We start from the raw sequence: 13937 nt of genomic DNA on the forward strand, positions 1-13937 counted from the left end.
CTTTACTTTTGACAGTTCACGCAGTAGAACGTGGAACGCTGTCCCTGCACGATCTGGCGGATAGGCGCGCCGCACACGCGGCATGGCTTGCCCGCGCGGTTGTATGTGAAATACGTCTGCTGGAAGTAGCCGGACTGGCCATTCACGCCGATGAAATCGCGCAGGGTGCTGCCGCCCTGCACGATGGCTTCGGCCAGCACGTCGCGGATCGCTTGCGCCAGTTTCTCATAGCGCGCCAGGCCGATGCGCCGGGCCGGCGTCTTCGGGTTGATCCCCGCGCGAAACAGGCTTTCGGAACAATAGATATTGCCCACGCCGACGACGATGTCGCCCGCCATCAGCACCTGCTTGATATTGGTGCCCTTGTTGCGCGTTTTTTCGAACAGCAGCTGGCCCGTGAAGCCGCCTTCCAGCGGTTCCGTACCGAGTCCCCGCAGCAGCGCGTGGCCATCGAGCGGGCCGTCGGCCTCGTCGTGCCACAGCACGGCGCCGAAGCGGCGCGGGTCCGTCATGCGCAGCACCTGGCTGCCGCCGTCCGCGTCTTCCACGACGAGGTCGAAATGGTCGTGTTTTTGCGCCTGCGTGTCCGTTGGCAGCACGCGCAAATGGCCGGACATGCCCAAGTGGATGATCAGGGTGCCGTGGCGGAAGTGGATCAGCAGGTATTTGCCGCGCCGCCCCGTCAGGCCGATGGTTTGCCCCGACAATTGTTCGCCCAGGGCCGCAGGGAAGGGCCAGCGCAGGCCGTCGCGGCGCAGCACGACGGCGCGCACGGCGCGGCCCTCGATGTGGGGCGCGACACCGCGCCGTGTGACTTCGACTTCTGGCAATTCTGGCATAGGGCTCGAATGGTTGAAAACCGGGTAAAAACAGGCGGCTTGCCGGCCGATGGCTGGCTCGGGCAGGCTACGCCGCCACGACGTATATATTTCGTTACATACGTGAAGTACGCGATAGCCGCGTTGGGCGTAGAATCAAACTTTGCCGTTTAGCCAGGATCAGCCTTTGAAAAACGCTTTCGCCATTGTAACCTTGTCCGCCCTGATGGCCACGCATGCCATGGCACAGACGCCCGTCGCCCCCGCCGATGCCGCGGCCGGCCCCTCTGCGGCCGCGCCGCAGGAGCTGGACGCCGACGCCAAGACGAAGGGTTTGCCCAAGGTCGAATTGAGCAGCGATCTGCTGTACAAGCTGACCCGCGCTGAAATGGAATTCAAGAGCGGCCAGTGGCAAGGGCCGTACGTGACGATGATGGTGGCGGCGCAGCAGACGCGCGACCCGCGCCTGGCGCGCCGCGCTTCCGAAATGGCGCTGGCCGCCAAGCAGGGCAGCGAAGCGCTGGCGGCCATCCGCCTGTGGCGCGAGCTGGCACCCGATTCGGACGAGGCGACGCAGTTCTTCCTCGGCTTTGTCGTGTTGACGGACAAGATCGAAGAAGCGGAACCGATTTTCGCCGAGCGCCTGGCCAATGCGCCAGCGGGCGCGCGCGGCGTGGCCCTGTTCCAGATGCAGCAGATTTTGTCGCGCTCGAATGACAAGCTGTATGCCTATTCGATGGTGACGCGCCTGGCGCAGCCTTACCTGGACATGTTTGAAGCGCACCTGGTGCTGGCGCAGGGCGCCCTGTCGATCGGCGAGCGTGAGCGCGCCATCGGCGAAGCGAACAAGGCGCTGGCGATCAAGCCGAATTCCGAGCTGGCCGTGCTGACCCTGGCGCAGGTGACGGGCGAGTCCGAGGCGGCGGGCAAGGTGCTGGCCACTTTCCTGCAAAAGAATCCGGACGCCGTCGAAGTGCGCGGCGCGTATGCGCGCCTGCTGGTCGAACAAAAACAGCTGGAGCCGGCGCGCGAGCAATTTCTGCTGCTGCTGAAAAGCGCGCCCGATAACGTGGGCGCGCTGTATGCGCTCGGTATCGTGGCCCTGCAGCTGGAAGACACCAAGGGCGCGGAGCAGCACTTCAAGCGCTTCCTGGCCGTGCTTGAAAAATCCCCCGGCGACACGCGCGATCCGTTCAAGGCCCTGATGATCTTGTCGCAGATCGCCGAGACGCGCGGCGACACGGCCGGCGCCATCGCCTGGCTGGACAAGGTCGACAACAGCGCATCAAGCGGTTATGTCGAGGCGCGCTTGCGCCGCGCCCAGCTGATCGCCCGTGGCGGCAATCTCGATGCGGCGCGCAAGGCGCTGACGGAAATCGAAACGGACGATCCGGCAAGCCAGGCGCAGGTGCTGCTGGTCGATGCGCAATTCCTGCGCGACGCTGGTTACGTGCAAAGCGCCTACACGGTGCTGGAAAACGCCTTGCTGCGCTTCCCCGATAATCCTGAACTGCTGTATGACTACGCCTTGCTGGCCGAGCGCCTGGATAAGCTCGAACTGATGGAGGCGAGCCTGCGCCGCGTGATGGCGCTGGCGCCCGACAACCAGCATGCGTACAACGCCCTGGGCTACTCGCTGGCCGAGCGGGGCATTCGCCTGCCGGAAGCCCATGCGCTGATCGAAAAAGCCTTGCAGATGGCGCCGGGCGACCCGTTCATCATGGACAGCATGGGCTGGGTGCAGTTCCGCATGGGCAACCTGGCCGCCGCGGAAAACGCGCTGCGCCGCGCCTATGCCGTGCGCAGCGACCCGGAAATCGCCGTCCACCTGGGCGAAGTGCTGTGGCAGAAGGGCGACAAGGATGAAGCGCAAAAACTGTGGCGCGAAGCGCGAAGCAAGGACCCGAAAAACGATGCGCTGAAAAGTACGCTGGCGCGCTTGAATGTCAGTTTGTAATCGCCATGCCAAAAAACCTCTTTGCTCTCACCTCCCTTTGCCTGTCCCTCTCGGCCTGCTCGACCCTGACCTCCCCATTCTCGTCCGGCGCCGCGCCATCCGCCAACACCGTCGCGCCCTACCGCGAGCAGGTGGAGCTGACGGGGCGCCTGAACGTCGTCTACCAGAAGGATGACAAGCCCGAATCGGCGACCGTCAATTTCAACTGGCAGCAGACGGCGCAGCGCACGGACGTGACCCTGTATTCGCCCGTCGGCAGTACCTTGGCGACGATTGCCGTCACGCCGCAGCAGGCCGTCTTGACGCAAAGCGGCAAGGCGCCGCGCAGCGCGCCCGATGTCGATACCCTGAGCGCGCAGATGCTGGGCTGGTCCTTGCCCGTGTCGGGCTTGCGCGACTGGCTGCAAGGCTATGCCGTGGGCGCCGATGGCAAGCGCTTCGCCGCTTCGCCGGCGAACGACAGCGTGACGACCAAAGACGGCTGGCGCTTGCGCTATGTGTCGTGGCAAGAAGTAGGGCAAAATGCGGCCGACAATACACCGGGCGCCTTGCCGCAACCGCGGCGTATCGATGCCGAACGCAATGCCAGCGCGCAGGCCGATGCCGTCTCGCTGCGCATCGTGCTCGATCCCGCCACTTCCGCACCTGCACCATGACACTGACGACCCTGAACAATTGCCCGGCCCCGGCCAAGCTGAACTTATTTCTACACGTCAACGGCCGCCGCGCCGATGGCTACCACCTGCTGCAGACGGTGTTCCAATTGCTCGACCATGGCGACACCTTGCACTTTGCGCTGCGCGACGACACGGCGATTGTCCGCGTGACGGAACTGGCCGGCGTGCCGCAGGAGCAGGACCTGATCATCCGCGCCGCGACATTGCTGCAGGCCGAAGTGCTGCGCCGCACGGGCGCCTTGCCCCGCGGCGTCGATATCGCCATCGACAAGGTGCTGCCCATGGGCGGCGGGCTCGGTGGCGGTTCGTCCGACGCGGCCACGGCCCTGATGGCCTTGAACCGTCTGTGGCAAGCGGGCTTGACGCGCGAGGAATTGATGGCGCTGGGCTTGCCGCTGGGCGCCGACATCCCGTTTTTCATCTTTGGCGAGAATGCCTTTGCCGAAGGCGTGGGCGAAGCCCTGCAGCCCGTCGCCACGCCAGAATGCTGGTATGTGGTGATCGAGCCGGGCGTGCAAGTACCGACCGCTGCAATTTTTTGCGCGGAAGGCTTGACGAGAAATACCGAACCCGTCACAATAGCGGACTTTTCCAGGTACCTCGCAGAAGGAAACGATGCGGGCGGGTTTGGTAAGAATGATTTACAGCAAGTAGCATGCAGTCTTTTCAAGCCGGTAGCAGATGCGGTAGAATGGCTCGGTGCTTACGGTGAAGCCAGGATGACTGGTTCCGGAGCTTGTGTGTTTAGTGCGTTTGGCAGTCAGGAAGAAGCGGATGCGGTGCTCAGCAATGTGCCACCAGTCTGGATCGCCTGGAAGGCAAAAGCGCTGAAACGCCACCCGATGCTCACCATGTTGTAGAGAGCAAAAAAAGATTTTGCTTAGCGTCAAATAGTCGGTATAATACTGGCCAACATGACGGCAAGCAGTCAGTAACGTAGGGGAATCGCCAAGCTGGTTAAGGCACTGGATTTTGATTCCAGCATGCGAAGGTTCGAATCCTTCTTCCCCTGCCACCATTTCACCGTAGTCTGTCGATGCGAAGTTAGCGTCCAGTGCGGGAAAAAGCAGATATGTCGCCACGCGGCATATTCTAAACAATGACTGACCGGGCCTATGCCCGGTTAGTGCTTTTCAAGACTTCTATATCACCTCTTGGGACTCCCATGGCTTACGAAAACCTGATGGTTTTTACCGGCAACGCGAATCCAGCGTTGGCAGAGGGGGTCGCAAAAAACCTCGGCATCCCTCTCGGTAAAGCAAACGTTTCGAAATTCTCCGACGGCGAAGTAATGGTCGAGATTAACGAAAACGTGCGCGGCAAGGATGTTTTTGTTTTGCAATCCACCTGTGCTCCAACCAACGACAGCCTGATGGAAATCATGCTGATGGTTGATGCCTTGAAACGTGCTTCCGCTGGCCGCATCACCGCCGCGATTCCTTACTTCGGCTACGCCCGCCAAGACCGTCGTCCCCGCTCCGCGCGTGTGGCGATTTCGGCCAAGGTGGTGGCGAACATGCTGGAAGAAGCCGGTGTCGAGCGCGTCCTGATCATGGACTTGCACGCTGACCAGATTCAAGGTTTCTTCGATATCCCAGTCGACAATATCTACGCTTCGCCAATTTTGCTCGGTGACCTGCAAAAGAAAAACTACCAGGATCTGCTGGTGGTGTCGCCGGACGTCGGCGGTGTGGTACGTGCGCGCGCCCTGGCAAAACGCCTGGGCTGCGACCTGGCCATCATCGACAAGCGTCGTCCAAAAGCGAACGTGTCCGAAGTGATGAACATCATCGGTGAAGTCGAAGGCCGCAACTGCGTGATCATGGATGACATGGTCGACACGGCAGGCACCCTGACCAAGGCTGCCGAAGTGCTCAAAGAGCGCGGCGCGAAAAAGGTCGTGGCGTATTGCACGCACGCGGTGCTGTCCGGCCCGGCGATCGACCGTATTTCGGCTTCGCCACTCGATGAGCTGGTCGTGACCGACACGATCCCCCTGTCCGAAGCGGCCCTGGCCTGCGGCAAGATCCGTCAATTGACGTGCGCGCCGCTGCTGGCCGAGACGTTCAAGCGCATCATCAAGGGTGATTCGGTTATTTCCCTCTTTATCGACTAATTCGGTAAATAGAAACAGACGTAATGCCTGCGGCGCGACCGGCTTTTAGCCTGTTGCGCCGCAGTGTTTTAGTTTTCGGGGCGCGTATGCGCCCATTTCCGAAGATTCCTGGTCGCGGGAATCTTCATAACACAAGGCGCAAGCCTTGTTCTTCTTGGAGTTTCACATGAAAGTTATCGCATTTAAACGCGAATTGCAAGGTTCCGGAGCGAGCCGCCGCCTGCGCATTTCCGGCCAAACCCCTGGTATCGTCTACGGTGGCGCTGAAGCCCCTGTGCTGATCTCGCTGGATCACAACGCCCTGTACCACGCGTTGAAAAAAGAAGTGTTCCACTCGTCGATCCTGGAACTGGAAATCGACGGCGTTTCCCAGCAAGTTCTGTTGCGCGACTTCCAAGTCCACGCATACAAACAACTGGTCCTGCACGCTGACTTCCAGCGCGTTGACGCTAAGCAAGCTATCCACGTGAAAGTTGCTCTGCACTTCACGAACGCTGACGTTTCGCCAGCAGTCAAGCTGCACGGCGCGACCATCAGCCACGTTGCCAACGAAATCGAAGTAGCTTGCCTGCCAGGCCAACTGCCAGAATTCATCAACGTTGACCTGTCGAACATCGACGTCGGTCACTCGCTGCACGTCGGCGACCTGGTCCTGCCAGCTGGCGTGACCGCTGTCACCCACGGCGCCAACCTGACCATCGCTACCGCTTCGGTACCGGCTGGCCACGTTGCTGCTGAAGCCGCTGCTGCTGAAGTTGTTGCTGACAAGAAGTAATTTTGCCGCCGCAGCAATGCGGTAGTCGCAAGGAAAAACCCGCCAGGTTCGCCGCGCGGGTTTTTTTCTGCCTGTTTTCACCGATAATGTTTTCTTTTACATTGCAGACACAGCCATGCCCATACGCCTGATCGTCGGCCTCGGCAACCCGGGACCCGAATACGAACAAACCCGCCACAATGCCGGTTTCTGGCTGGTGGACAATCTTGCCAACAGCTTGTCCGGCACGCGCTTGCAGCGCGATTCGCGCTACAACGCCATGCTGGCCAAGACCTCCATCGGCGGTAACGAAGTCTGGCTGCTCGAACCGCTGACCTTCATGAACCGCTCGGGCCAGTCCGTGGGCGCACTGGCGCGTTTTTTCAAGATCGCCGCCGATGAAGTGCTGGTGGTGCACGACGAGCTCGATCTGATGCCCGGCATTGCGCGCCTGAAGAAAGGTGGCTCGGCCGGCGGCCACAATGGCTTGAAAGACATCACGGCCGCGCTGGGCACGCAGGATTACTGGCGCTTGCGCCTGGGCATCGGTCACCCGCGCACCCTGAGCCTGCAGCAGCAGGTGGCCGACTTCGTGCTGCACCGGCCGCGCCGTGAAGACCAGGAACTGATCGAGCAAGCCATCGAGAAATCCTTGCAGGTGATGCCGCAGATCGTCGAAGGCAAGTTCGAGGCGGCCACGATGAAGCTGCATACGGCCTGAGAACAGGGCCTGATGGCGTCACGATACGGCTATTTTGGCGTCATTTGCCCATCATCGGGCTTTTGAAGCGCGCGCGACACGGGTACAATTGACCCCTTGAAATGCAGCACACGCACTATCCCCGGAAAAGGGCGATGCATCGCCCCGTTTTCCCTAACAGCACGGCAAGCACGCCGATAGACGGCGCCATGTGCTTTGATTATTAAAGGTTTTCCATGAGTCTCCAATGCGGTATCGTCGGCTTGCCGAACGTCGGCAAGTCCACCCTGTTCAATGCACTGACGAAAGCCGGCATCCCGGCTGAAAACTATCCGTTCTGCACCATCGAGCCGAACGTCGGCGTCGTTGAAGTGCCGGATCCACGCATGGATGCGCTGGCCGCCATCGTCAAGCCGGAACGCACGGTGAACGCCATCGTGGAATTCGTCGACATCGCCGGCCTGGTGGCTGGCGCATCGAAGGGCGAGGGCCTGGGCAACCAGTTCCTGTCGCACATCCGCGAAACGGACGCTATCGTCAACGTCGTGCGCTGTTTTGAAGATGACAACGTCATCCACGTGGCCGGCAAGATCAGCCCGCTTGACGATATCGAAGTCATCCAGACCGAACTGGCGCTGGCCGACATGGGCACCGTGGAAAAAGCGATTCATCGCGAAAACAAGAAAGCCCGCTCGGGCGACAAGGACGCGGCCAAGCTGGTGGCCATCATGGAACGCATGATGCCTTACCTGAACGATGCCAAGCCCGTGCGCGCGATGGGCCTGGACGCCGACGAAATGGAACTGATCAAGCCCTTGTGCCTGATCACGGCCAAGCCGGCCATGTTCGTGGCCAACGTGTCCGATTCGGGCTTCACGAATAACCCGCTGCTGGACCAGTTGACGGCCTACGCACAATCGCAAAACGCCCCCATCGTCGCCATCTGCGCGGCGCTGGAAGCGGAAATCGCCGACCTGGACGACGCCGACAAGGGCGCTTTCCTGGCCGACATGGGCATGGAAGAGCCCGGCCTGGACCGCCTGATCCGCAGCGCCTACAAGCTGCTGGGCCTGCAAACCTACTTCACGGCAGGCGTGAAGGAAGTGCGCGCCTGGACCATCCATGTGGGCGACACGGCACCGCAAGCGGCTGGCGTGATCCACACCGACTTCGAACGCGGCTTCATCCGCGCACAAACCATCGCCTATGACGACTTCATCACCTACAAGGGCGAAGCGGGCGCCAAGGAAGCGGGCAAGATGCGCGCCGAAGGCAAGGAATACGTGGTCAAGGATGGCGACGTGCTGAACTTCCTGTTCAACGTCTAGGCGTCTGGCAGATAAAAAAAACCTCGCAGCATGCGAGGTTTTTTTGTTTCTGGCGCGCGTACAGCACGCTATGGCGTTGTGGCGCCCTTTGCCGACGCTGCCGTCAAGCTGAGGGCCGTGTCGAGCGCCTCCATGAACTCGGGTACGTTGATGGGCTTGGTCAGATAGCGCAGGAAGCCGGCGTCGAGGCCTTTGCGCACGTCACGCGGCAGGGCGTTGGCCGACAAGGCGATGACGGGGATGTGCGCCGTCAGCGGATCGACGCGCAGCAAGCCCAGCACCTCGGTGCCGCTGATGCCGGGCAGGTTGATGTCCATCAGGATCAGATCGGGCTGGTGCTGGCGCGCCAGCGCGATGCCGAGGTGGCCATCGACGGCGCTGAGCATGCCCAGGTCGCTGCGGCGGGCGATCAATTGCTCGACCAGGAACAGGTTGGCCGGATTGTCCTCCACGTACAGCACCTTGCGGCGCGGCGCATCGTGCGGCGCATCAGCCGATGGCTCCCGGCCCATATTCCCGGCATGCTCGCCGAGTTGCAGTTCAGGAGCAGATGAGGCTGCCAATTCGATCCAGAACAGCGTGCCGACCCCGACCTCGCTCTCCACCCCCAGCGTGCCGCCCATCAGTTCGACCAACTGCTTGGTGACCACAAGGCCGATGCCGGTGCCTTCCTCGGTGCCGGCTTCCTGTCCCAGTCGGTTAAACGGCTGGAATAATTGTTGCAATTGTTCGGCCCTGAGGCCGTTGCCGGTGTCGCGCACGCTCAGGCGCACTTTGTCGCCACGCTGTTTGCATTCCACTTGCACGCTGCCGCCCGTGCGGTTGTATTTGATCGCATTCGACAGCAGGTTGATGACCACTTGTTTGACGCGCGTCAAGTCGGCATGTACGTAGAACGGCTGGTCGAGTGTAGGGAAGGTCAGCGTGATGTGGCGCTTTTGCGCCTGCGGCGTGATCATCGCGCGGCAATCGCGCAAGACTTCGGTGAGCGCCATCGCCTCGCGCGACATGGCGACCCGCCCCGATTCGATCATCGACAGGTCGAGAATTTCATTGATCAGGCGTAGCAGATACCAGCCGCCATTGAGGATCTGCTCCAGCGAGCGTTGCTGCGAGGCGCTGGGCGGCGGCGTGTCCGACGCCATCAGCTGGGCAAAGCCCAGTACCGCGTTGAGCGGCGTGCGCAACTCATGACTCATGCTCGACAAAAATTCCGACTTGGCGCGGTTGGCCTTGTCCGCTTGCGCACGCGCGTTTTCCAGTTCGATGCTATTGTCGCTCATCACGCGATTGAGCAGCTCGCGCTCCTGTTCCGCATGCTTGCGCACGGTATTGTCGGTGCCGATCAGCAGATAGCCGAGAATGGCGTCGTCCGCATCGCGCAGCGCCGTCACCGAGACGATCGCCGGGAAGCGGCTGCCATCCTTGCGCACATACGTCAGCTCATAACTGTCTTCGATCCCGCGCGACGCCTTGTAGACCAGCGCCTCAAAACCGGGAGCGATCAGCGTACCGAGTTCTTGCGAGAGGGCGGCGGCGCGGCAGATGACCTCGGCCGGATCGGATATGCCGGCTGGCGTGATCTGGTTGATCACCTCGTCTGCCTGATAGCCCAGCATGCGCTCGGCACCGACATTGAATAATTGGATCACACCCTGTGCATCGGTGGCGATGCAGGAAAAATAGGGGCTGCTGAAGATGGCTTCCTGCAGCACTCCCGCTTTCAGGAGCGCAGGCTGGGCTGCGCGTGCGGCGGTACCGGCACGGTGAATGTCGTTCATGCTTACTGCCCTTGGTTCGCAACGGCCGCTTCCGGTCGGATAGGGCTGGCTGCATATTGTTGAGCGACAGGCGCTGTGGTTTTGTGAAAGACGCTGCTGTCTGTGTTGCTAAACCACATGACAAAGGATATTTTAGCAAATTTCCTTCCCATCGCCGCGTGCGTCACGCGGACAAGACGACGTCAGCCGGGCAGCCGGCTGACGTCGATCACGCCGCAAACGCCGGCCTTGACGTGCTGGTCAATGCGACGATCAACTCCAGCGCGCCTTCAGGCAATCCGACGGCATCGTGTCTATCCCTCCAGAAACCAGACTGGCCAGCGCCGTGTTCCCGCACTATCGGGCACGATCATCATTCGACGGCTATGCGGTCCGAGCGGCGCCACGTCCACATCAGGCCGATGCCGGCCGAGGTGCCGCTGTTCTGGCGCAGCAAGGGGCTGGAACGGTTGGCGGCGCCTGCGTAGTTGTCGTAGCGCAAAAAGGCAAAGGCGCGCCAGTCGCGCTGCAGCCGGTACGAGCCGCCGAGGCCCAGACGCGTGAGCATCAGCCCGCTTTTTGCCACATACGCTGGACGCTGAGCGGTGGCAAACGCGGGGCTGACGCCATAAAAGTAATCGTTGATGGCGGCATTGCCCAGTACGGCGCCGATGCTGGCATCGACGTGCCATGCCTGGCCGTCATCGTTCAGACGGTAGAGCAGGCGCGGCTCGAACGTGGCGCCCTGGCGGCGCAGGCCGCCGCGCGTTTCGATGACGGCGCGCAAAGGCAGTTCCAGGCCCAGGCGGCTGTGTTGTGTCGGTTCGGCCAGCTTGATTTTCAGGCGCGGGCCAAATTCCACCAGGGTGCCCAGGTCCGGCATGCCGCGCCGGGCCGGCACGTCGCTGGAGCGGGCCGGCAAGGACAGGGCAAAACCGATATCGACATCGAATCGCTGCGTATCGAGCAGGCGCGCACCCACGCCGGAGCGGTCTGCGCGCAATACTTTCCCGCGATAAATCAGGTAGGGCAGGGCCAGGCTGCGCGTCGAGCGTTCGCTGGCACCCGGATAGGCGGGCGTGACGGCCGTGCCGCCAAACACGCCCGCTTCCCATAAGGGTAACGCTGGCTCGGCGGCGCGCGCCGGCGCCATGGCGGCCAGGAGGGTGATGAAGGCCAGCAAGACAGGCGCGATATTCATCGGGGAACTCCGCAAGGTTTGCCGGCCTGTAGCGATTCCAGCGCCTTCTCGCTGAGCGCGCTCGATGTGCTGGCCTGCTTTGCCAGCGCGATGGCGCGGCGGAAATGGAATTGGGCCGCATCGTCGCGGCAGGCGGCGCTGGCGGCGCGTCCCGCCTCGTGATGCAAGCGGGCTTGCCAGGCTGCATCTCCGTGACCGAGTTCGGCATTGTCGGCCGCGTCCGCGTAGTTGCGCATGGCTTGCGCCCAGTCGCCCCGGCTGGCCGATTCGCGCGCGAACTGCTCCTGCTGCGCTGCCGTGCGCAGTTCGATTTGCGTGGAGCAGGCGCCCAGCGCCATCAGGACGAGCGGCAGGACGAGGCAAGACAGGAGGGGCCGCAGTGTGGACATGGCGCCACTGTAGCGCATGCGAAGGCGCGCACGTTTGCGCGGGACGCATGAATTGGGGGATTTGTGCGGCACTGATGACATATAATTTGCACACGACTTTGTTATTTTTGACAGTACACTTCACGGGAGCACCATGTTTTCACGTAAATTCCATTCTTGTGCACAACTGATGCTGGCCACCTTGCTGATGGGTTTTGTCGCCGCGTCCCCCGCGCGCGCGCAGCAAGCGGCCGTCAAATTGCCGAACGTGGTGATCCTGGCCACGGGTGGCACCATCGCCGGCAGCGGTGCCGACAGCACGACCACCGTCGGCTACACCTCGGCCACCGTGGGCGTCGAGCGCCTGATCGCGGCCGTGCCGGAACTGAAGAAAGTGGCCAATGTGAAAGGCGAGCAAGTATTCCAGATCGCCAGTGAAAGCATGGGCAATAGCCACTGGCTGGCTCTGGCCAAGCGCATCAACGTGCTGCTGGCCTCGAACGACGTCGATGGCGTGGTCGTCACGCACGGCACCGATACCATTGAAGAGACGGCGTATTTCCTGAACCTCACCGTGAAGAGCCACAAACCCGTGGTCGTGGTGGGCGCTATGCGTCCGTCGACGGCCATTTCGGCCGACGGCCCCATCAACCTGTACAACGCCGTGATGCTGGCGGGCAGCAAGGAAGCCGTGGGCAAGGGCGTGCTGGTGGCCTTGAATGACCAGATCAACGCCGCGCGCGAAGTGACCAAAACCAACACATCGACGACCGATACCTTCAAGTCGCCGGAACTGGGCATGCTCGGCTACATCCAGGGCAGCAAGGCCTTTTTCTACCGCCAGTCGACGCGCAAGCACACCTTGGAATCGGAATTTGACATCAGCAAGCTCGATGCCCTGCCGCAAGTGGACATCGTGTATGGCTACGCCAACATGAACCGCGTCGGCATGGACGCTTTCATCGCCGCTGGCGCCAAGGGCATCATCCACGCGGGCGTGGGCGATGGCAGCGTGGCCGCGCAAATGAAGCCGGCCCTGGTGGAGGCGCGCCAGAAGGGCGTGCTGATCGTGCGTTCGAGCCGTGTCGGCCAGGGCATCGTGGCGCGCAATGGCGAAGCCAATGACGATGAACTCGACAGTGTCGTGTCCGACACCCTGAACCCGCAAAAAGCCCGCATCTTGCTGATGCTGGCCCTGACCAAGACCAACAGTACGCAAGAAATCCAGCGTATTTTCTATACCTATTGATCGCCGTCACGCCGGCCCAGCCACTGCGGCTGGGCCTGGCTGATTTACGCTTGCCCGCTTTGCTGCCATACTGCGCTTCTGACTAACTTCCTGGCAGAAGCAGCAACACTGTTCCTTCTCCCCTGTCCATGGCTATCCTGTCCGACATCATCCTGTATCCGATCAAATCGTGCGCCGGCATCCATTTGCGCGAAGCTGTCCTGACGCGCTCGGGGCTGATGAGCGAGCACGTGTTCGACCGCGAGTGGATGGTGGTCGATGCGCAGGGCCGTTTCCTGACCCAGCGCGAACATCCGCGCATGGCGCTGATCGTGCCCTCCATCAAGGCCACCACCCTGGAATTGCGCGCGCCGGGCATGCTGTGCCTGGAAATCGAGCTGGGCTTGCCACATCCGCAACTGGCGCCCATGCTGGACGTGCAGGTGTGGGACGATAGCGTGCGCGCCTACGATTGCGACGACGTCACGGCCACCTGGTTTTCCAACGCCATCGGCGTGCCGTGCCGCCTGGCGCGCTTTCACCCGGACGTGGTGCGCGCCACCAGCACCAAATGGACCAATGGCATTGCCGCCGCGACCATGTTTGCCGATGGTTACCCGGTGCTGATCGCCGGCGCCGCTTCGCTCGACGACGTGAATGACAAGCTGCGCGCCGCCGGCCGCGAGGCGCTGCCGATGAACCGTTTCCGTCCCAACCTCGTCATCGGCGATATCGGTGCCTTCGAGGAAGACTACGCCGACTTCCTGCAATTTGGCGCCACCGTGTTAACACCCGTCAAGCCGTGCTCGCGCTGCCCGATCCCGTCGGTGGACCAGGCCACGGGCGTGCCGGGACCGGACCCGCTCGACGTCATGCATGGCTATCGTGCCAAGCCCGAACTCGATGGCGCCATCTGCTTCGGCATGAACGCCATCGTCACCGAAGGCGGCGATGAGCGCATCGTGGTGGGGCAGGACATCGGTTTCGAACTGGCATTTTAAGCATGGCGGCCGCACACATGGGTTTAAGG

At 61.9% G+C, this 13937-nt stretch carries 13 protein-coding genes and 1 tRNA gene; 10 read left to right on the forward strand and 4 right to left on the reverse strand.

The features are described from left to right. Positions 1-2: 2 nt before the first annotated feature. The gene (gene mutM, locus CLU91_RS18670) at positions 3-839 is read right to left on the reverse strand and encodes a bifunctional DNA-formamidopyrimidine glycosylase/DNA-(apurinic or apyrimidinic site) lyase (RefSeq protein WP_100875332.1); all 837 of its coding nucleotides are present in this window, start codon (positions 837-839) and stop codon (positions 3-5) included. A 166-nt stretch (positions 840-1005) separates the two neighbouring features. On the opposite strand from mutM, the gene CLU91_RS18675 reads away from it, so the two are divergent. From CLU91_RS18675 to ychF, 8 genes are all read left to right on the forward strand, one after another. Then, on the forward strand, positions 1006-2775 hold the full coding sequence (locus CLU91_RS18675) for a tetratricopeptide repeat protein (protein WP_100875333.1): 1770 nt from the start codon (positions 1006-1008) through the stop codon (positions 2773-2775). 5 nt (positions 2776-2780) lie between these two features. Beyond that, the gene (locus tag CLU91_RS18680; protein WP_100875334.1) at positions 2781-3431 is read left to right on the forward strand and encodes an outer membrane lipoprotein LolB; all 651 of its coding nucleotides are present in this window, start codon (positions 2781-2783) and stop codon (positions 3429-3431) included. Further along, positions 3428-4312, forward strand: coding sequence for a 4-(cytidine 5'-diphospho)-2-C-methyl-D-erythritol kinase (ispE, locus tag CLU91_RS18685; RefSeq protein ID WP_100875335.1), 885 nt, complete (start codon positions 3428-3430; stop codon positions 4310-4312). Before CLU91_RS18680 ends, ispE begins: the two co-directional genes overlap by 4 nt. 78 nt (positions 4313-4390) lie before the next feature. Then, positions 4391-4467, forward strand: a tRNA-Gln gene (locus CLU91_RS18690). A gap of 150 nt (positions 4468-4617) precedes the next feature. Further along, positions 4618-5568 (forward strand): ribose-phosphate pyrophosphokinase, encoded by a 951-nt coding sequence (locus CLU91_RS18695; RefSeq protein ID WP_034753270.1) that lies wholly within the window; start codon positions 4618-4620, stop codon positions 5566-5568. Positions 5569-5734: 166 nt separating this feature from the next. Beyond that, positions 5735-6343 (forward strand): 50S ribosomal protein L25/general stress protein Ctc, encoded by a 609-nt coding sequence (locus tag CLU91_RS18700; RefSeq protein WP_100875336.1) that lies wholly within the window; start codon positions 5735-5737, stop codon positions 6341-6343. Between the two features lie 115 nt (positions 6344-6458). Then, positions 6459-7043, forward strand: a complete 585-nt coding sequence (gene pth / locus CLU91_RS18705; RefSeq protein WP_100875337.1) for an aminoacyl-tRNA hydrolase — start codon at positions 6459-6461, stop codon at positions 7041-7043. Positions 7044-7258: 215 nt separating this feature from the next. Continuing rightward, the gene (ychF, locus tag CLU91_RS18710; RefSeq protein WP_100875338.1) at positions 7259-8350 is read left to right on the forward strand and encodes a redox-regulated ATPase YchF; all 1092 of its coding nucleotides are present in this window, start codon (positions 7259-7261) and stop codon (positions 8348-8350) included. A 68-nt stretch (positions 8351-8418) separates the two neighbouring features. Here ychF and CLU91_RS18715 read toward each other — a convergent pair whose 3' ends face one another. The 3 genes from CLU91_RS18715 to CLU91_RS18725 form a co-directional block, all read right to left on the reverse strand. Next, entirely contained in the window at positions 8419-10131 is a 1713-nt protein-coding gene (locus CLU91_RS18715; protein WP_100875339.1) for a PAS domain-containing hybrid sensor histidine kinase/response regulator, read from the reverse strand. Positions 10132-10483: 352 nt separating this feature from the next. Then, positions 10484-11311 (reverse strand): MipA/OmpV family protein, encoded by an 828-nt coding sequence (locus CLU91_RS18720; RefSeq protein ID WP_100875340.1) that lies wholly within the window; start codon positions 11309-11311, stop codon positions 10484-10486. Continuing rightward, the gene (locus tag CLU91_RS18725) at positions 11308-11700 is read right to left on the reverse strand and encodes a hypothetical protein (protein ID WP_157814732.1); all 393 of its coding nucleotides are present in this window, start codon (positions 11698-11700) and stop codon (positions 11308-11310) included. Before CLU91_RS18725 ends, CLU91_RS18720 begins: the two co-directional genes overlap by 4 nt. 133 nt (positions 11701-11833) lie before the next feature. Between CLU91_RS18725 and CLU91_RS18730 the strand changes: the two genes are divergently transcribed. After that, positions 11834-12928: a type II asparaginase gene (locus CLU91_RS18730; RefSeq protein ID WP_099760896.1), complete on the forward strand. Its 1095-nt coding sequence runs from the start codon at positions 11834-11836 to the stop codon at positions 12926-12928. A gap of 128 nt (positions 12929-13056) precedes the next feature. Continuing rightward, entirely contained in the window at positions 13057-13908 is an 852-nt protein-coding gene (locus CLU91_RS18735) for an MOSC domain-containing protein (protein WP_100875342.1), read from the forward strand. Positions 13909-13937 lie beyond the last annotated feature (29 nt).

The sequence above is a fragment of the Janthinobacterium sp. 64 genome, from assembly GCF_002813325.1.
Classification (GTDB): domain Bacteria; phylum Pseudomonadota; class Gammaproteobacteria; order Burkholderiales; family Burkholderiaceae_D; genus Janthinobacterium.

Bases quoted from the DNA above. Each gene is read 5' to 3' on its own strand.
- mutM (WP_100875332.1), bottom strand. From the start codon at position 839: ATGCCAGAATTGCCAGAAGTCGAAGTCACACGGCGCGGTGTCGCGCCC.
- CLU91_RS18680 (WP_100875334.1), top strand. From the start codon at position 2,781: ATGCCAAAAAACCTCTTTGCTCTCACCTCCCTTTGCCTGTCCCTCTCG.
- ispE (WP_100875335.1), top strand. From the start codon at position 3,428: ATGACACTGACGACCCTGAACAATTGCCCGGCCCCGGCCAAGCTGAAC.
- CLU91_RS18695 (WP_034753270.1), top strand. From the start codon at position 4,618: ATGGCTTACGAAAACCTGATGGTTTTTACCGGCAACGCGAATCCAGCG.
- CLU91_RS18700 (WP_100875336.1), top strand. From the start codon at position 5,735: ATGAAAGTTATCGCATTTAAACGCGAATTGCAAGGTTCCGGAGCGAGC.
- pth (WP_100875337.1), top strand. From the start codon at position 6,459: ATGCCCATACGCCTGATCGTCGGCCTCGGCAACCCGGGACCCGAATAC.
- ychF (WP_100875338.1), top strand. From the start codon at position 7,259: ATGAGTCTCCAATGCGGTATCGTCGGCTTGCCGAACGTCGGCAAGTCC.
- CLU91_RS18715 (WP_100875339.1), bottom strand. From the start codon at position 10,131: ATGAACGACATTCACCGTGCCGGTACCGCCGCACGCGCAGCCCAGCCT.
- CLU91_RS18720 (WP_100875340.1), bottom strand. From the start codon at position 11,311: ATGAATATCGCGCCTGTCTTGCTGGCCTTCATCACCCTCCTGGCCGCC.
- CLU91_RS18725 (WP_157814732.1), bottom strand. From the start codon at position 11,700: ATGTCCACACTGCGGCCCCTCCTGTCTTGCCTCGTCCTGCCGCTCGTC.
- CLU91_RS18730 (WP_099760896.1), top strand. From the start codon at position 11,834: ATGTTTTCACGTAAATTCCATTCTTGTGCACAACTGATGCTGGCCACC.
- CLU91_RS18735 (WP_100875342.1), top strand. From the start codon at position 13,057: ATGGCTATCCTGTCCGACATCATCCTGTATCCGATCAAATCGTGCGCC.